The organism is Streptomyces sp. NPDC058086 (assembly GCF_042885015.1).
GTDB lineage: Bacteria > Actinomycetota > Actinomycetes > Streptomycetales > Streptomycetaceae > Streptomyces.
Genome location: NZ_JBHVST010000057.1, coordinates 55,848 through 73,620 on the forward strand (window position 1 = coordinate 55,848; position 17,773 = coordinate 73,620).

Below are 17,773 nucleotides of genomic sequence, written 5' to 3' on the forward strand. Positions count from 1 at the left end.
CTGGTCAGTTCCGGCCCGCGACGCGGTCCGCCATCCGTGCGAGCCGCGACGACTGCGCACTGTGTGTGGTGAGTTCGCGGCGGTCGGCCGTGCGGTAGGTGGCGTACATGGCCTGCACGCCCAGCCAGCGAAACGGCTCCGGCTCCCACTTGCGGACCTTGTGGTCGACCCACGGGAGGGCGGTCAGGTCGGTCGGGCCAGCCTGGCCCGAGTCCTGCTGGATCAGGTCCCGCAGGGTGCGCGCCGCGAGATTCGTCGTCGCGACGCCGGAACCGACGTAGCCGCCCGCCCAGCCGAGGCCGGTGGAGCGGTCCAGGGTGACGGTGGCGCACCAGTCGCGGGGGACGCCGAGGACTCCCGACCAGGCGTGCGCCACCCGTACGCCGGCCAGGGAAGGGAAGAAACGGACCAGGATCTCGTGGAGGGCGTCGATGGTCGCCTGCTGGGTGCGGCCGTCGTTGTCGGTGCGCGAGCCGAAGCGGTACGGGACGCCCCGGCCGCCGAGCGCGATGCGGTCGTCGGCGGTGCGCTGGGCGTACATGTAGGCGTGCGCCATGTCGCCGAGCGTCTCGCGGCCCTCCCAGCCGATCGTCGCCCACTGCTCGGGGGTCAGCCGCTCGGTCGCGATCATGGAGGAGTTCATGGGCAGCCAGGTGCGCTTCTGGCCCTTCAGGGAGGCCGTGAAGCCCTCCGTGCAGCGCAGGACGTAGGGGGCACGCACGGTGCCGTACGGCGTGACCGCGTGCTTCGGGCGGATCTCCGTGACCGGCGTCTTCTCGTGGATCGTGACGCCGAGTGCCTCGGCGGCCGCCGCCAGCCCCTTGATGAGCTTCACCGGGTGCAGACGCGCCCCGTGCGGGGTCCAGGCCGAGCCGACCGCGTCCGCGACCCGGACGCGCTCGACGGTCTCCCGGGCGCCGTAGAGCTCGCGGTCCTTCTCGCCGTACGAGAGCTCGTGCTCGTGGAAGGCCTTCAGGCGGGCCAGCTGGGCGGGCGTGTAGGCCACTTCGAGGACGCCGCCCTGGTGGACGTCCGCCTCGATGCCCTCTTCGGCGGCGACCCGGACGACCTCGTCGACCGTCTCGTTCATCGCCTTCTGCAGACGTACCGCCGCCTCGTGGCCGTGCAGCTTGGCGTACCGGTCGCGGCCCGCGATGCCGTTGTAGAGCCAGCCGCCGTTGCGCCCGGAGGCGCCGTAGCCGCAGAACTTCTGCTCCAGGACGGTGACGCGCAGGAAGGGGGCCGCCTTCTTGAGGTAGTACGCGGTCCACAGGCCCGTGTAGCCGCCGCCGACGATCACGACGTCGGCGGTCGCGTCGCCCGGCAGGGGCTCGCGGGCCTCGGGCAGACCGTCGTCCGCGTACCAGAAGGAGATGCCGCCGTTCACCGTGCCGCTTCCTGTGCTGCTCATGGGCGGGACGTTAACCCCTGAGGGCGGCCAGTGTCTCCTTCGGATTCCATGCTTTTCCGCGGCCTCTGACCAGCGGATAGCAGCAGAGACCTATCAGGATCGATATGAAATGCCCGAAATCGGTGAAGGTGCGGCCGGTGAGCAATGGCATGCCGTAGACGACGAGGATCACCGCCAGATAGAGGTACCGCCACGGCGACGCGACCCGGTACGTGAGGGCCCCGATGACGCCCGCCAGCGCGTAGCTCACCCCGATGTCCAGAGTTTCGACCGCCGAGTGCGGCGCCGCCCCGCGCTTGATCGCGCCCAGCAGCGCTCCCTCGCTGATCAGCGTCGCCAGGACGTGCGCGGCCACCGCGACCGCCAGCCAGCGCAGGGTGCCCAGCCAGCGCTCCGCCTGGGCGTGGAAAACGGTGAAGAGGACGGCGTACGGCAGCCAGAGACCACCGTCGATCCACATCGCACTGGTGAACAGCACCCGCGCGGGGTCGTTCGACAGCTCGTGGATGTTGGTGGACCGCTGGCGCAGGAAGTCCGCTTCGAAATCCGGAGACATGTGGTGCAGAGCCACCGTGGTGACGAAGAGGATCGCCAGCCACACGTAGGTGCCGGGGGCACTGCGCAGGTAGCTCCCGGCGCGGTGCAGGGCCCCGTCAATTCGCATGAGCCGCTTCACCGCCCGCACGTAGGCTCGGCCCTGTGATCGACGTTCCGGTGGGTCTGGCCGCCTCGCAGGCCAAGTACAACGGAGCGGCGGGGCGCGCCTTCGTCGCCGGGCTGCCCGAGCGCGCCGCGCACTTCCTGGAGCGCTGGGAGCTGCGCCTCGACGGTCCCTCCATGCACGGTGTCACGGCGCTGGTCCTGCCGGTACTGCGGGCCGACGGCACCCCGGCCGTGCTCAAGCTCCAGCTCCTGGACGAGGAGAGCGCGGGTGAGCCGGCCGCCCTGCGGGTCTGGGGCGGCGGCGCGGCCGTACGCCTCCTCGCCCACGACGAGGCCACCTGCACCCTGCTGCTCGAACGGCTCGACCACACCCGCGCGTTGACGCACCTCCCCGACACGCGCGAGGCCGCCCTGGTCGTCGCGCGGCTGCTGGCCCGGCTGACGGCCGTGCCGGCGCCGGAGGGGATGCGGCGGCTCGGTGACATCGCGGAGGCCATGCTGGAGCGGGTGCCGGGGGCCCTGAAGCTGATCGCGGACCCGGCCGAGCGTCGTCTCGTCGAGGACTGCGCGGCGGCGGTGCGCGAGGTGGCGACCGAGCCGGGTGACCGTCTCCTCCACTGGGACCTCCATTACGACAACGTCCTCCAGGACGGGGACGCCCGCTCCGTCGGCCGCGGGCCCTGGGTCGCCATTGACCCCAAGCCTCTCGCGGGCGACCCCGGCTTCGACCTCTGCCCGGCGCTCGGCAACCGCTTCGAGCCCGCCGAGATCCGCTGGCGCTTCGACGCGATGACCGACGTCTTGGGCCTGGATCGCGAGCGGGCCCGTGCCTGGACCCTCGGTCGTGTCCTAGAGAACACTCTGTGGGAAGTCGAGGACGGCCGCCCGCTGGAGGCGGTCCAGCTGGAGATCGCGCGTCGGCTGCGGGGCGCCCCGCGCTGAGCCCAGGAGGGTCGTCCTTCGGCTCAGGCCCCGTTCGCGAGGGCGCGTCCCAGTGCCAGCGGATCGGCCTGCCCGTTCAGTTCGCCGTGCAGGGCCATCGCCAGTTCCGGGCGGGCCAGCAGGCCGTCTCCTGCCGGGTCTCCGGCGGCCCGTGCCGCAAGGCCGAGCCCCACCCAGGTCTCGGGGTCGCCGGCGCCGCGGCCGATGCGCGCACGGAACGCGCCCAGGGCCTCGGCGGTTCGGCCTTCCACCAGGGCGATGTCCTCGGGACGCGCGCCGGCGACCACCGCCCCGGGGTCGTCCCGCAGCGCCGCGAAGCCCGCGGGGTCCGCCAGCAGCCATCGCAGCAGCACCGCCCGGGTGTCGACACCCCGCGCCGGACTGCCCGGGACGGGCTCGGGCTCGTCCGCCGTCCTGGGCAGCGGGTTTCCGTCGGACCAGGCTGCCGCGAGGTCGCGGAGGGTGCCCGGCGCGGGCCGCAGATGCCAGGCGCGCCAGGTCGCACGGTGGTCGGCGACCGCCAGGGCCGCCGCGGACCGGGCCCGGGCGTCGACCGGTTCGTCCAGCCAGGGCTCGATGCGCCGCGTCAGCTCGGCCACCAGCCGCCGCCCCAGATCGTTGAGCCCGTCCGCCGAGCCGACGGCGCGCAGCGCGTACGCGGTCTGGCTCCGCCACAGCGCGAACTCGAACTGCCCGAGGGCGTGACCGCGCCGCCGCCAGAACGCGGTGACGCCGAAGAAGGCGTACACACCCTGGAGCAGGCCGCCCAGGGGGCGGGGGTCGTCGCGCCAGGGGGCGTAGTGGAGCCGGGCGCCCTGGTCGTCGTACAGGGTGAACAGGTGCATGAACGCGCTGAGCTTGTTGTGCTGGAACTCGTGCACCAGCGTCGAGGCGAACTGCTCGGCGTCGTCCGGGGCCGATGCCAGGGCGGTGCCGAAGGCGTCGCCCGAGGACGCGCTGTGCGGCCGGAACCTCTCGGCGCGCGGACGGGGCACCACCGACACCAGCCCGCCCGCCAGCGCCTCGGCCACCTCGGTGTCGGTGCGCCGCAGGATGTCCCAGGCGGGGCCGAACAGTTCCTGCCACTCGGCGGCGGAGTCGATCGGTTCCACCCCGGCCGGTTTGCGCAGGTCGCGGTAGGGGTCGGTGTCGTCCAGGAGCAGGGTGCAGCCGTCGGCGCGCAGCTCGGTCAGGGCGTGCCAGTCCGGCCCTTCGAGTGGGCGCCCGGCGATCCGCACGGATCCCGCAAAGGCGCGGACCTCGGCCACGTCCCAGTCCGCCCGGCCGGGCACCCGCATCGCCCCGAGCGCGGGCAGGACCACCCAGCCGTGGCGGACCGGGACGTCGGTACGGAACTCCAGGCCGGCGCGGACGGCCGCGGCGGCGGCGATCGCGTGGAGGTGCCCGGTGTCCGCCCAGAGGGGTGCGTCGTCCTGGGCCGTCCCGCGCAGCCGGCGCAGCGTGTGCGCCGCCCACACGCCCACGGCCGGATACGCCAGCAGGTCTTCCACCGCCTCCTTGGACACGGCCCAGGCGCGCGACAGCAACTTCCAGCCGTCCGCCGAAGGGGGCAGGGGGCCGGCCGGTGCCGTCGCGGCCGAGTCCAGCAACGCCCGGACGACGAGCAGCCGCCAGCTCCGCTCGCTCACCCGCAGACGGTCCACCGTCGCCGGGCTGCCCCCACCGCCCAGCAGTTCGTCGAACGACTGCGGCGACAGAACGTGGGGTCGGGCCGTCCGGTGCATCGGTCGTGCCGCTACGCGTCGCGCTGCGGGTTGTAGCCGCCGAGGCTGCTCGCGGGGTCGTCGATACGGCTGAGCAGTCGACGCATGGAGCCCTGCGCGGACGGCAGGTCCAGACGGGGCCACTCGTCCAGCGGAACGTCGCTGAGGTCGATCAGCTCGGACTCGACTCCGGACTTCTCCATGGCGGCGCCCCTGTGACAGTGAGGTGATGCGATCAATGCCTTACATATCACTGAATACGGCGTTTCCAGGGATTTCAGGCTACTTGGGTGACCCTATTGCATCAACGCCGTCACGCAGGGCCACAGTGCGAAATCGGCCCGGATCGGGTGACGGAAGGGCGGTGGGAGCACGCGCGGTGGGGTAGGGACCGGGTGTGATTGAACTCGCTGAACTGATCGAGGAGTTGCGCAGGGAACTGACCGCGGCCCGGACGGCCGCGGAGGGGGAGGATCTGTATTTCGAGGTGGGTCCGGTGGAGCTGGAGGCGGCCGTGGTCGTAGAGCGGTCGGCGACGGCGGGCGGCAAGATCCGCTTCTGGGTGGTGGAGGCGGGCGCGGACGGACGGGTGGCGGACAGCGTCACGCACCGGGTGAAGCTGACGCTCGACCCGCGCACCCACAGCGGCGGCGGACGGGCCCCGTGGGTGGGCGGGGCCGAGGCCGAACGAGAGCGCTGAGCCGTGGCGGCACAGGATCCGCGCCGCGGACTGGATCCGGTCCGGGTGGCGGAGGTGATGGTGCGACCGCCCGCGGGGCGGGGCCCCGGGCGGCGCGGTTCCGGCTACCGGGTGGGTCCCTGGTGGGTGCTCACCGCCGCACACGTCGTCCGTGACGCGAGCACAGGAACCACCGACGTACGGTTCGAGGCCGACCGCGCCGACGAGTGGACCGTGGCCGCCCGGGTGGTGCTGTCCTCGGAGAAGGCCGACGTGGCACTCCTGGAGCTGGGCGGATCCGCGCCGCACGGCGTCCACGCGGCCGTGACCGAACCCCCCTCGTACGGGGCCGTGCCCGACGCGGACCTCGTCCTGCCGTGCAGCGCGATGGGCTTCCCCCGGTTCAAGCTGCGTGAGGACCGGATGCGACGGCTCGACGACGGCTCGGCGTCCCAGTACCGCGACTCCTGCCACGCGACGGGCATGACCTCGGTGCTGTCCAACCGCCGCGAGGGCACGCTCGAACTCGCCGTCACCCCGCCCGAGTCGGACGCCGAGCCCGACCGGTCGCCCTGGGAGGGCATGTCGGGCGCGGCGGTCTGGCACGACGACTCGATCGTCGGCCTGGTCAGCGCGCACCACCGCACGGACGGTCTCGGCCGCCTCGCCGCCGTGCGCGTGGACCGCTGGTACGAGTTGTTGACCAGGTCCGAACTGGCCCTGCTGCACGAGTGCGCCGGCCTGCCCGCGTCGGCGCCCGAGCTGCCCCGCATCCCGTCCGCACGGACCACCGCCGCGGGCCCGGTCACCCTGGCCGACCTGCGCGACGACCTGCCGCTGCGCGAACTCGACGGTCTGGTGGGTGCGTTGACGGCACTGCCCACGGTGAGCGACCGCACCACCCTGGCCCTGGTCCTGGGCGGCATCAACCCGGCCATCGCGGCCATGAGTCCGAGAACACCGGCACTGAGACCGGACGTGTTCGGAATCCTGCGGACCTGTCTCCGCTACCCGGGGACCTTGGACCAACTCCTCGAAGCGATACGGTTGATGGAGGGCGACTCCGCCGGGGTGGCCCGCATGGACGAAGAGGCGGTGGAGTTGTCCCGGCGCCACCGTCGAGCCGGTGAGAGCCGCTGACCTGATATGGCGGGGCCGCGCGGGCGTGGGGTTTCATACTCCGTGCGGTGGGTCATTATCAGGAGGATGCGAGCCGCCAGCATCCACAAATGCAGCCGGGGGGAAGGGGTTTGGCCGTCATGGAGCCGTCTTTGGCCGCCGTCGAGTCCAGCCTGGTCGATCTCGCGGGGGTGTCTCTTGAAACGCTGCGCTCCATGGAAAGTCGAGTTCTCGCCGAATCACTGCAGGAACTGCTGCCGGGAATCGACCACCAGTTGGCCAGCGTCGCCGGCGTCGACCCCGGCGAGCGTTTCGACTGAGGCCGCCGGGGCCGCGTATGCGCGCTGAGCCGTCCCTGCCTCGTCATCACCTGCCGCCCGACCGCCTGGCCGAACTGGTCCGCGGCGAGGGCGGCCCGGAAACGCTCGACCTCCTGCTCGGCGGCGAACGCAGTCGGCGTCTGCTGCTCCTGCGGATGCTCGACGACGCCACGGACCTCGGCCCCGCATGGGACCTTCTCAGTGAGGCGCAGCGCCGCGCCCCCCAGGTCGTCGACGACCTGCTCATGTATCCGCAGACGGGCATGTGGCTGACCACCGCGCTGCGTCGGCTGCGCGGCAGGACTCCGATGGACGAGCCGCCGCTGTGGGTGGAGCTCGGCCATATGTCGGCCCTCGCCGCCGCGGCAGCGCTGCGGGCGGAGTTCGACTTCACCATCGAGGTCCCGGTACGGCACGGACGGGTACCCCTGCCGACCCTGGGCTGTGCGGTGCTGCCCGAGACCGAGCCCTGGACAAGGGCCACGGTGCGGGCCGAGGGCGGACGCGCGGTGATCGAGGCGGCCGGGGCCGAGGTCGCCGTACCGCCGACCACCGGATCGGCGGGTCCCGGATGGCATCCGGTACGCAGGCTCACGGTCGGTGCGCGAGGGCGGCGGCTCGACATCGTGCTGGACGACGTGGACCCGTACCGCACGTATCCGCAGCCGACCGAGCCGCGCCCGCTGTCCGGTGAGGCGGCGGCGCAGTGGCGGCGGATGCTGGAGCAGGCATGGGAGTTACTGCTGAGGGAGCAGCCCGAGACGGCCGAGGCCATGCGGCGGGGAGTGTTCTCACTGACGCCGACCCCGGCGGGCGAAAGGTTCCGGCCACGCAGCGTGAGCGCGGGGGACGCCTTCGGCGGCGTCGAGGCCTCGGAGCCGGACGACGCCGTACAGCTGGCCGTCACCCTCGTACACGAGTTCCAGCACACCAAGCTGGGCGGGCTGCTGCATCTGACGCCTCTGCTGACTCACGACTCCGACAGGGGCAAGGAGCTGTGGTACGCGCCCTGGCGGAACGACCCCCGGCCTCTTGAGGGGCTGCTGCAGGGCATCTACGCGTTCGCGGGGATCACCCGCTTCTGGCGCGAGCACCGCAAGGCCGCACCCGCGCAGACGGCCATGGCGCACTTCGAGTTCGCGCTGTGGCGGGCCCATGTGGCGACGGCGATGGAGCAGGTCCACCGCCACCCGCGACTGACGCCCCTCGGCACGGCCCTGCTGGACACACTGCGCGACCACTGCGCCCAGTGGCTGGCGGAGCCGGTTCCCGAGGAGCCGCTGGCCCTGGCCCACCTGTGCGCCGACGACCACGTCGCCCGCTGGCGCGCCCACCACCGGCGGCCCGCCGCGCCGGCCGTCGACAGGGCCGTACGGGCATGGCTGGACGGGGCGAGCGGACCGCCCGGCACCCTGGCGACCGAACCCGAGGTCGTACCCGACCCCTCGGCACGCTGGCTGGACAGCCTGGCGATGCTCGTCCGCCACCGCCTCAGCGGCGCGGACGACGACCGGATCTCGCTCGACGGGCCCGAGAAGGCCGCGGCCAGGGTCAGCGGAGCGCTGACCGGCGACGCCCTGCTGGCCGCGGGCGACGCAACGGCTGCCCGGCACGCGTACGTGGCGCACCTGGCGGCTGAGCCCGGTCCGGCCGGAGCCTGGGCGGGCCTCGGCCGCGCCCTGGCCACCGCGGGCACCGAACCGAGGGCGGCCCGTCTGCTGTGCCACCACCCGGAACGAGCGCACGCGGTGCACCAGGCCCTGCTCGGTGTCACGGACAGCCCACCGGACCCGATCCGCCTCGCCACCTGGCTCGGCTCGCCCCCGGCCTGAGACCGGGACGGATCACATCGGCATCGGGTCGATGTCGCAGTCGGTCCGCTGCCTGGCCCGGGCCTGCGCCGTCGCCGGGTGGGGCGCGGACTCGGCGGAGTTGAGGCGGGGTTCGTCCAGGGCCCTCTCCATACGCGCCAGGGTGTCCGCGCGCAGTGCGTCACCCTCGGCCCGCTCACCGAGGGCGAGGAGGTCCAGGGAGAGGTTCGCCGCACCCACCAGCGTGGTCGGGTGGTTCTCACCCAGCCGTTGCCGGCACAACTCCACCGTCTTCTCACCCAGTTCGCGGGCCTGCGCCACCTGCCCCAGGGCACTGAGATCGCTCGCCAGGTTGATGGCGCAGGCCAGCACGATCGGATGGCTCTCCCCGAGACGTTCGGTCAGAGTCTCCAGCGCCGCCTCGTCCAGTCGCCTGGCCTGCTCCACCCGGCCCAGCAGCCGCAGCGTCACCGCGAGGTCGACGTCGGCCGCCATGACGTGCGGGTGGTCCGGCTCGAAGATGGTGCGGAAGCCTTCGGAGGCCTTCTCGCCGCGCTCCCGGGCCGCCTCCAGGTCGCCGTTGTGCCGCAGCGCCACCGACAGCGCGAGCGCGGCCGTCAGGGACTCCGGGTGGGTGTCGCCGTACCGAAGGGTGAGCTGGTCGAACGTCTCGCGCGCCAGTTCCAGCGCGGTGACGTGGTCGCCCTCCTTCCGGCACGCCTCGCTCAGCTGGCGCATGGACCGCAGCGTCGTGGGATTGCCTGCCCCGAAGGTCGTCCGGTAGCCGTCGAGGACCGCCTGCTGAAGTGACCGCGCACCGACGTAGTCACCCGTCTCCCGCACGTCGACGGCGACGCTCGCCTCGGTCACCAGTGCCACCTGGTGGTCGCGGCCGAACAGCCGTGTCTTCATCACGTGCGTGTGCCGGTCCAGTTCCAGCGCACGCTGGAACTCGCCGACCACCCGCAGGCTCACCCCGAGGTTGTGGGCGGTGACCAGCGTGGTCGGGTCGTCCTCACCGAAGGCACGCCGAGCCCGCTCGTAGGCCATCTCGTCGAGTTCGGCGCCGGCGAGGAAGTCCCCCTGATGGCGCCGTACCGCGGCTTCGAGGTTCAGCGCCACCAACGCGTCCTCGCGGGTGTCCTCCTGGTCCGCGGGCGCGGTGCGGGCGTAGACCGCCTGGAACGAGGCCACGACCCGGGAGGCATCCTCGTGGCGCCCCACCATCAGGTACAGGAAGCCCAGCCACCAGCCCATGAGGAGCGCCTGCTGGTCCTCCTCGCCGAACAGCCGCTGCCACGTCTCCCAGGCCTGCTCCGAGAACTCGAGGGCGACCCGGTGGTCACCCCAGTACCACAAGTACTTGGCGACGTTCATCACCAGTTCGCGCACCCACGGCTGGTCGGACTCGATGGCGTTGGACGCGATGACATGGCCGTACAACTCGGCATAGCGGGGCCAGTTGGCTGCCTGGTTGGGCCCCTTCGGGTCGGCAGCGGCAAGCAGCGTGTGGGCCCCGTTGCGCATGCGTTTCTGTTCCTCTGGGGTCATGCGGTGGATCAGCACGGCCTGGACGAGGCGGTGCATCTCGATCGAGTTGGTCCGGTGGTCGACACGGGCGAGGGAATAGCGGTTGATCTCCCGGATGGCGCGGGCCAGCCGCATCGGGTCGTTGAGGGCCCGGTCCAGCTCGGGGTCGATCCTGGAACCGCCGAGACCGGAGAAGATCGAGCGCGAGATGGGGTCGGGCGCGAAGTAGGAGCACAGCTGGAGCAGACGCAGGGCGGTGGGGCTGCGGGTCTCCAGGTGGTCGAGGGAGACGTTCCACGCGGCCGCGACCGGAAGCTGGTAGTCCGGCGGCGGGGACACCTCGAGGAGCTCATTGCGCTTGTGTTCGAACAGACGCAGGTACTCCGAGACCGGCATCCCGGTCTCCGCCCGCCACGCGGCGGCCTGTTCCAGGGCGAGGGGCAAGTCACCGAGGGCTTCGGCGAGCCGGTCCGCCTCGACGTCGGCGAGATCCTCGCCGTAGGCGCTGGAACGGCGCAGCAGCTGCTTGCTCTCCTCCCGGGTGAAGACGTCGACTTCGAGCGAGGGGCCCACCACGCTCCAGCGGCGGTTGCGGGAGGTGACGAGGATGGTGCCGCTGCCGCCGGTGGGGAAGTAGTCGCGGACACGTTCGGGACTGTCGGCGTTGTCGAAGATCAGCAGCCAGCGGGAGTACGGCCGCCCCTCGCGCAGCGCCTCGCGCACCGCGGGCCCGGCGATGTTGGCCTCGGCGCTGGTGCCGAGCCCGAGCCGCTGGGCGAGCTCCACCAGCGCCTGCCCGATCTGGCCGGGGCGCTCGGCGGGGATCCACCAGACGATGTCGTACTCGGACTGATGCCGGTACGCGTATTCGATCGCCATCTGGGTCTTCCCGACACCACCCATGCCGTGGATGGCCTCGGGCAGCACCGTCGTGGTGCCCTCCTGGAGCCGTTCGCTCAATCGTTCCAAAAGGTCCACGCGACCGGTGAAGTTCGGATTGCGCGGGGGGATGTTCCCCCAGATCCGTGGCGGCGTCGAGCGCGCGTTCTCCACCGGCTGCTGCGTGGTCGCCATGGTCGTGGCTCCTTCTGAAGTTGTCTCGGGCCCCCTCGGGGCGTGTGCGGCATCCCGGTGGGCCCGGGTGGCGGGGTCCTGGTGCCGCGTGTGGGTACGTGAGTCCTTGCCCAGGTTGACCGTGTTCCGCAGGTCGTACGCGCGCAGTGCCCGCGCGAGACGCTCGGCCTGGGGCAGGAAGCGTCCGGTCAGGGCGCGCAGCGCGGCCAGTTCGATGCGCAGGAACGCCACGTTCCGCGGGGTCACGGGTGGCACAACGGTGGTCTCGAGGAGTTCGTCCGGGGCGGGCAGGACCGGGTCGGAGCCCTCCGGGACCGCCATCAGCACCCGTACGTCGTGCAGCACGCGGATGGTGTCCCGGCGGCGGGCCAGCGCCAATAACTCCTGGCGGATGTTCGGGCCGAAGGCGAAGACCACGTCGGCCGCGCGTTCGGCCTCCGCGCCCGCGGGCCGCACCAGACCACTCATCAGCAGCTCGGTGAGGTGGGCGGGTCCGGCACCCGGCACCGAGGCCGTCAGCGCGCTCATGACGGGCAGCGTCAGAGGAGCCGCCGCGAGGCGGGTGGCCAGCGCGAACGCGGTGGGCGAGGCGGCGGCCCGGAACTCCGAGACACGCTCCCACGGGGGTACGGCGCTGGCGGGGTCGGGCACGTCGTCGACCCAGGGCACGGCACGCGCGGCGTCCGGCCGCCGCTTCCAGTCGCGGGCCCGCACGCCCGACATCTCCACGCCCTCGGAGGCCCGGCCCGTCACCAGGTCGACCCAGCAGGTGAGGGAGTGCCCGGTCCGTTCCAGGACCGGGACGGGCACCACGCCGGCCCGGGCCGCCGGGTCGTCGTCCACCGGTTCGAGAGGTGAGGTGCGCAGCTCCCAGCCCAGGGAGTCGTTGGGCGCCCAGGGGTGCCCGGAGCCCAGGCGCATGCGGTAGACGTCCAAGCCGGTTCGGAACCAGAGCCGTTGGGGCAGCAGGTGCAGGACCGCGAGCGGCTCGGAGCGGCCCAGTTCGCGCAGCAGCGGCAGCACCGCGTCCGAACGCCAGCCCGCGGCCAGCCCGTCGGTCAGCACCAGCACCACCCGGTGTTCACCCACGGGCGGGGGCAGGTGCTCCAGCCGGATCCGGCCCGGCTCGGTGTCGTCCGAACTCAGGAGACGTAAGCGAATGATCGGGCCCAGCGCCTCCTGGCGGGCGAGTTCGTCGGCCAGTCGGGCGACCGTCTCGTCCCAGACCCGCATGGTCACGTAGTCGTCGACCACGAGCAGTACGTCCGGCCGGTCCGCGGAAGAAGCCCGCCCGAGGCCACGCAGGGCGTGCGACACCACGCCGAGTGACGCATCGTCATATGCCGATGCGGATACCGATGCCGATACCGATGCGGATGGTGGTCGTGGACCGTCGTCACACTGCATAAGCGCCCTCAGAGCGTCCGGTCATGCCCGACGACGGAGGGAGCACCGAGGAGGAGTCCCGCAGTCCGCGGGCATGCGTGACATCCACGTGCCAAGCCTGGCAGTGGTCTGCTTGCGGTGCAACATGGCAGGCCACAGGAGACGGTAGAAGGGTCCGAAAGTCAATCGCCGGGTGGTACTTGCCCCCTGGGGACAGCCGGTGGCGCTGTCTCGTCAATAGCGTGACAGTCGGCGTCGGCGTGTGCAAGACCGTGCGGCATCCGCCTCCGCGCGCCGGTCGGAGGCCCCTTCCGGGCCATGGACACATGATGACCTACACCGGTCCGGGCGGACTCGGCTTGCGCTCGGGGTCGTCGAGCAGAATGGCCAGATGGCGACCCACGTGCAGGTCCCACGCCCCGGGACCGAGGGCCAGCGCGTCCTTGCGCCACTCCCCGACCCGTTCCGCCAGGCTGCCCAGCCCCCGGTCCTGGAGTATTTCGCCGATGGCGTCCTTGAATTTCGGGTCCGCGCAGTCGTTGCGGTGCCAGATCATCGCGGGCACCCCGGCCCGTAGCCCGGCGAGAACCTCACGGCGGCCGTTGCCCGACTCGTCGCCGGGGGGCTGACTGAGTACCAGACACACCGCGTGCCGGTCCTCCTTCAGCTCACGCTCCAGATGGAAGAAGTACGCCTCGTCCTGCGCCGGGCTGCTCCAGTGCGGGTGGCTGTCCGCCGGGCGCTCCCGCAGCTGCCGCCACTTGTGGTGCCAGGGCCGGTGCCAGGCGGCCCGCTGCAGGCGCTCGATGCTGCGCACCACCACCGGATAGTCCATGACCAGCGGGGTCGGGGCCTCGGAGCCGGACTCCTTCGACCACCACTCCACGGGCTCGTTGAGCAGCTCCCACGGCAGGATGAACTCCAGGATCACCGGCTGCCGCAGGTCGGCCCACTTCTCCTCGGCCTCCTCGATCAGCCGCTCCACCGCGCCCGGGAGCTCCTCCCGGCCCAGGTGGACGGTCTCGCCGCGCACGGGATGCCAGCCCTCGGAGTCGGACTGGCGCCAGTGCGAGAGGTAGTACCTGTCCGGCTCGATCCGGTCCGGCTCGAACTGGATCATCAGATACGCCGGGACGAGGGAGGGCGCGGGCTGCGGAAAGTCCGAGTGCTGCCAGTCCGAGAGCAGTCCCTCCATGCCCAGGGCGAGGGCCTGGGTCCGGTTGAAGCGGCGCAGCACCTCGGCGGCCTCCGACTGGCCGTCCTCCATCAGCCGATCGGCCGACAGCGCCAGGAAGGCCATACTGGGCGGGAGTTCACCGGCCGGGGAGTTCTCGCCCGCCAGCCGCAGGAAGACCTGCCACCCCGTCTGGCACCACCCGGGCAGCTCCTGGACGCGGGAGCGGCTCGCGCGGCGCGCCATGACGGCCAGATCCGTGGAGCCCATCGCCAGCAGGACGGGTCGCAGGTGACCGAGATCGGCACTGTTGAAGAAGTCGACGGCCTCCCACTCGTCCACGAGCGGCCACAGCTCGGCAATCGTCGCCGACTGCTGTTCCACGTACTCCAGCGACCGCACCAGGCAGGCCAGGCCGTCACCGACGGCGGTGCACTCCTTCACCACCTGTAACAGCCAGGGCCGCAGCCGGTCCCCGCCGAAGGGTTCCACGGGCACGGCCAGTTCACCGGCCAGCAGATCCCGCCAGACCTCGCGGCTGCTCGCCTGGCTCACCGTGGCCGACCCCTGCAACGCGTCCACGATGGAGACAATGAGCTCGTTGCGGACCCGATCCGGACTGCGCCCTCTCACCCCGTTACCTCCACACAGCTGGCGCGGCACCCTGATGGTGCCCAACAGGGTAGGCCGTAAAGCGGGGCACGGCAGGTAAAAGCACGGGCATCACCGCGGGATGTCCGTGCTGTTTGCGCTGTTGGAGCCCCCTGTCGGATTCGAACCGACGACCTTCGCTTTACAAGAGCGGCGCTCTGACCAGCTGAGCTAAGGAGGCCTGCACGCGTGTGCCCGTGCAGTGTACCCAGGTCCCAGCCGCGCCTTCTTGAAAATTTCCGCGAAGTTCACAGCCCCTGGGCTACTGACAGACCAGGTGAACGCCAGGTACCGTCCTGAGCCAGTTCACTCTTGTGGACTACACCACCACGAAGGCTTCGCGGTGGACACCACCTTTACAACGGATCGTCCGGCACGTTCCTGCCGGTGAAGGGGGCCCCTCACCATGGCCACTGTCTCGTTCAACAAGGCGACCCGCATCTACCCGGGTGGCGACAAGCCCGCCGTCGATCAGCTCGAGCTCGACGTCGCGGACGGCGAGTTCCTCGTCCTCGTCGGTCCCTCCGGCTGCGGAAAGTCCACCTCCCTGCGCATGCTCGCGGGTCTCGAGGACGTCAACGCCGGCTCGATCCACATCGGTGACCGCGACGTCACGCACCTGCCGCCCAAGGACCGGGACATCGCCATGGTGTTCCAGAACTACGCGCTCTACCCGCACATGACGGTCGCCGACAACATGGGCTTCGCGCTCAAGATCGCCGGTGTCCCGAAGGCCGAGATCCGCCAGAAGGTCGAGGACGCGGCGAAGATCCTCGACCTCACGGACTACCTCGCCCGCAAGCCGAAGGCCCTCTCCGGCGGTCAGCGCCAGCGTGTCGCGATGGGCCGCGCCATCGTGCGTGAGCCCCAGGTCTTCCTCATGGACGAGCCGCTGTCGAACCTCGACGCCAAGCTCCGCGTCTCGACCCGTACGCAGATCGCCTCGCTGCAGCGCCGCCTCGGCATCACCACCGTGTACGTCACCCACGACCAGGTCGAGGCCATGACCATGGGCGACCGTGTGGCCGTGCTCAAGGACGGTCTGCTCCAGCAGGTCGACTCGCCGCGCAACATGTACGACCGCCCCGCGAACCTCTTCGTCGCCGGGTTCATCGGCTCCCCCGCCATGAACCTCGTCGAGGTCCCGATCACGGACGGCGGCGTGAAGTTCGGCAACTCCGTCGTACCGGTGAACCGCGAGGCCCTGAAGGCCGCCGCGGACAAGGGCGACCGCACCGTCACGGTCGGCGTCCGCCCGGAGCACTTCGACATCGTCGAGCACAACGGCGAAGCCGCCAAGTCGCTGTCGAAGGACAGCGCGGACGCCCCGGCCGGCCTCGCCGTCTCGGTGAACGTCGTCGAGGAGCTCGGCGCCGACGGTTACGTCTACGGCAGCGCCAAGGTCGACGACAAGCTCACGGACCTGGTCGTCCGCGTCAGCGGCCGCGCGATCCCGGACAAGGGCGCCACGCTGCACGTCGTGCCGCGGCCGGGCGAGACCCACGTGTTCTCGACCTCCACGGGTGAGCGTCTTTCCGACTGATCACTTCCCGCTGATCACTTCCTGATCATCGCGAAAAGCAAGTCGGGCGGACGAACACCGCGCCGCGGTCGAATTCACCCAAGCTGACGAAGAGGGCCCCACAGCCTGCTGTGGGGCCCTCTTCGTTGTCGACAAATACCCCGGCAAGCCGGTCATTTCGATCCCTGTACGTCAACTCGCCGCCCAACGAAAGCCGTTCCTCTATCCCTCGAACTGATTACTAAATGTCGCCAAATCATCACCCCGCGCTACCCTCACTCGCGTGAAGCACTCCACCACTAACCAACGGACCCGGCGTGGCCGTGGCCCCGCGCGCCGAATCGGTCGCACCCTCGCCCTCGTTCTGCCTGTCGTCCTGGTGCTCTCCGGGACCCTCGCGGTCACCCGAGTCAACTGGTCGGGGAACTCCTCGGACTCGGTGCTCACCGCCTCCTCCTCGGACGTCTCCTCGCGTGCCGTCTCCCGTGCCCCGCAGGACGTGCTGCGCGACCGGCTCCTGCTGGAGCTCCAGGAGAAGAACCCGGGCGTCGCCCTCACCCACCTCCAGGAGGCCGTGAACGGCCGCCCGTCGCTCGCCCAGCACTGCGTCTCCATCGCCCGCGCTCTCGGCCGCGCCGCGGTCCGCGCGTACGGCCCGACGCGCGCCCAGGCGTTCGCGCGCCCCGTCTGCGACACGTCCTTCGCATCGGGGGTCGCGGCCACACATCTCTGAGCCCCACCGGCCACACCTGTTCTGTCAGGTAACAGCTGCTTTAGGGAACGGTTGCCGACAGAAGCCGTGAGCGGGGCGCCACGTACAGTTCGGGCATGACCCATCCGAACGCCGCGTCACGCCCCGTTCAAGCCGTCGTCCTGGCCGGTGGTCAGGGCTCCCGACTGCGTCCCTACACCGACGACCGGCCCAAGCCGATGGTCGAGATCCCCGGCACCGGGACCCCGATCATCGGTCACCAGCTGACCTGGCTCGCCGAGGAGGGCGTCACCGACGTCGTCGTCTCGTGCGGCCACCTCGCCGAGGTCCTCCAGAAGTGGCTGGACTCGGCCGACCTCCCGGTCAACATCACGACGGTCGTCGAGACGGAGCCCCTCGGCCGGGGCGGCGGCCTGAAGTACGCCGCCGCGCACCTCCCCCACCCGGACAAGCCCTGGTACGCGACGAACGGCGACATCTGGACCCGTTTCTCGCTGCGCGACATGGCGGACTTCCACACCGAGCGCGACGCCGTCGCGACTCTCGCCCTCGCCCGCCCGCGCATCCCGTGGGGCGCCGTCAAGACCGACGGCTTCGGACGCGTCACGGACTTCATCGAGTCCCCGCCGACCACGTACGAGATCAACGCGGGCGTCTACGTCTTCTCCGCCGAGTTCGCCGATCTGCTCCCCGAGCGCGGCGACCACGAGCGCACCACGTTCCCGCACCTGGCCCGCGAACGCCGCCTGGCCGGCTTCTCGCTCCCGCAGGGGGCCTACTGGCGCGCCATCGACACCGCGAAGGACCTCACGGAGGCGGCGAAGGAACTCGCGGCCCTGGGGCGCTGAGAGCCCCTTCCCGGCAGTACGCGAGCGGCGAGAGCCCCTTCCTGGCAGTACGAGGGGCGCGAGCCGCTTTCGGCAGTACGAGGGGCGCGAGCCCCTTTCGGCAGTACGAGGGGCGCGAGCCCCTTTCGGCAGTACGAGGGGCGCGAGCCCCTTTCGGCAGTACGAGGACGGGCCCCGCACATTTGATGTGCGGGGCCCGTACTCGCT

At 71.3% G+C, this 17,773-nt stretch carries 14 protein-coding genes and 1 tRNA gene; 8 read left to right on the forward strand and 7 right to left on the reverse strand.

The genetic code is table 11. From position 1 onward, the window contains the following. Positions 1-4 precede the first annotated feature (4 nt). Together ACFVWD_RS34870 and ACFVWD_RS34875 are read right to left on the reverse strand one after the other, a co-directional pair. Positions 5-1,411, reverse strand: coding sequence for an NAD(P)/FAD-dependent oxidoreductase (locus ACFVWD_RS34870; RefSeq protein ID WP_389601942.1), 1,407 nt, complete (start codon positions 1,409-1,411; stop codon positions 5-7). A gap of 10 nt (positions 1,412-1,421) precedes the next feature. Further along, a complete protein-coding gene (locus ACFVWD_RS34875; RefSeq protein ID WP_389601944.1) occupies positions 1,422-2,075 on the reverse strand; it encodes a rhomboid-like protein in 654 nt (217 codons plus the stop codon). A gap of 35 nt (positions 2,076-2,110) precedes the next feature. Here ACFVWD_RS34875 and ACFVWD_RS34880 point away from each other — a divergent pair, with 35 nt between their 5' ends. Next, on the forward strand, positions 2,111-3,016 hold the full coding sequence (locus ACFVWD_RS34880; protein ID WP_389601945.1) for an aminoglycoside phosphotransferase family protein: 906 nt from the start codon (positions 2,111-2,113) through the stop codon (positions 3,014-3,016). Between the two features lie 23 nt (positions 3,017-3,039). Here ACFVWD_RS34880 and ACFVWD_RS34885 read toward each other — a convergent pair whose 3' ends face one another. Then, on the reverse strand, positions 3,040-4,761 hold the full coding sequence (locus ACFVWD_RS34885) for an HEXXH motif domain-containing protein (protein WP_389601947.1): 1,722 nt from the start codon (positions 4,759-4,761) through the stop codon (positions 3,040-3,042). A gap of 11 nt (positions 4,762-4,772) precedes the next feature. After that, a complete protein-coding gene (locus ACFVWD_RS34890) occupies positions 4,773-4,943 on the reverse strand; it encodes a hypothetical protein (RefSeq protein ID WP_168492956.1) in 171 nt (56 codons plus the stop codon). Between the two features lie 194 nt (positions 4,944-5,137). On the opposite strand from ACFVWD_RS34890, the gene ACFVWD_RS34895 reads away from it, so the two are divergent. From ACFVWD_RS34895 to ACFVWD_RS34910, 4 genes are read left to right on the forward strand one after another with little or no spacing between them, the layout of a single operon-like run. Then, positions 5,138-5,440 carry a trypco2 family protein gene (locus ACFVWD_RS34895; protein WP_054232450.1) on the forward strand — a complete coding sequence of 101 codons (303 nt, stop codon included), beginning with the start codon at positions 5,138-5,140 and terminating at the stop codon, positions 5,438-5,440. 3 nt (positions 5,441-5,443) lie between these two features. Further along, a complete protein-coding gene (locus tag ACFVWD_RS34900; protein ID WP_389601949.1) occupies positions 5,444-6,559 on the forward strand; it encodes a trypsin-like peptidase domain-containing protein in 1,116 nt (371 codons plus the stop codon). Positions 6,560-6,606: 47 nt separating this feature from the next. Then, positions 6,607-6,858, forward strand: coding sequence for a hypothetical protein (locus ACFVWD_RS34905; RefSeq protein ID WP_168509381.1), 252 nt, complete (start codon positions 6,607-6,609; stop codon positions 6,856-6,858). Between the two features lie 17 nt (positions 6,859-6,875). Next, complete coding sequence (locus ACFVWD_RS34910) at positions 6,876-8,690, forward strand: HEXXH motif domain-containing protein (protein ID WP_389601951.1); 1,815 nt, start codon at positions 6,876-6,878, stop codon at positions 8,688-8,690. Positions 8,691-8,702: 12 nt separating this feature from the next. Here the strand turns inward: ACFVWD_RS34910 and fxsT are convergent, their stop codons facing one another. The 3 genes from fxsT to ACFVWD_RS34925 all read right to left on the reverse strand — a co-directional run bounded on the left by fxsT (position 8,703) and on the right by ACFVWD_RS34925 (position 14,665). Continuing rightward, a complete protein-coding gene (gene fxsT / locus ACFVWD_RS34915) occupies positions 8,703-12,593 on the reverse strand; it encodes an FxSxx-COOH system tetratricopeptide repeat protein (RefSeq protein ID WP_389601952.1) in 3,891 nt (1,296 codons plus the stop codon). A 400-nt stretch (positions 12,594-12,993) separates the two neighbouring features. After that, entirely contained in the window at positions 12,994-14,415 is a 1,422-nt protein-coding gene (locus tag ACFVWD_RS34920) for a hypothetical protein (RefSeq protein WP_389601954.1), read from the reverse strand. Positions 14,416-14,588: 173 nt separating this feature from the next. After that, positions 14,589-14,665: transfer RNA gene (locus ACFVWD_RS34925), tRNA-Thr, on the reverse strand. Between the two features lie 225 nt (positions 14,666-14,890). Between ACFVWD_RS34925 and ACFVWD_RS34930 the strand changes: the two genes are divergently transcribed. From ACFVWD_RS34930 to ACFVWD_RS34940, 3 genes are all read left to right on the forward strand, one after another. Beyond that, the gene (locus ACFVWD_RS34930; protein ID WP_384914498.1) at positions 14,891-16,027 is read left to right on the forward strand and encodes an ABC transporter ATP-binding protein; all 1,137 of its coding nucleotides are present in this window, start codon (positions 14,891-14,893) and stop codon (positions 16,025-16,027) included. A gap of 262 nt (positions 16,028-16,289) precedes the next feature. Continuing rightward, entirely contained in the window at positions 16,290-16,739 is a 450-nt protein-coding gene (locus ACFVWD_RS34935; protein WP_389601955.1) for a hypothetical protein, read from the forward strand. A gap of 95 nt (positions 16,740-16,834) precedes the next feature. Further along, a complete protein-coding gene (locus tag ACFVWD_RS34940; RefSeq protein WP_168509387.1) occupies positions 16,835-17,566 on the forward strand; it encodes a nucleotidyltransferase family protein in 732 nt (243 codons plus the stop codon). Positions 17,567-17,773: the final 207 nt, after the last annotated feature.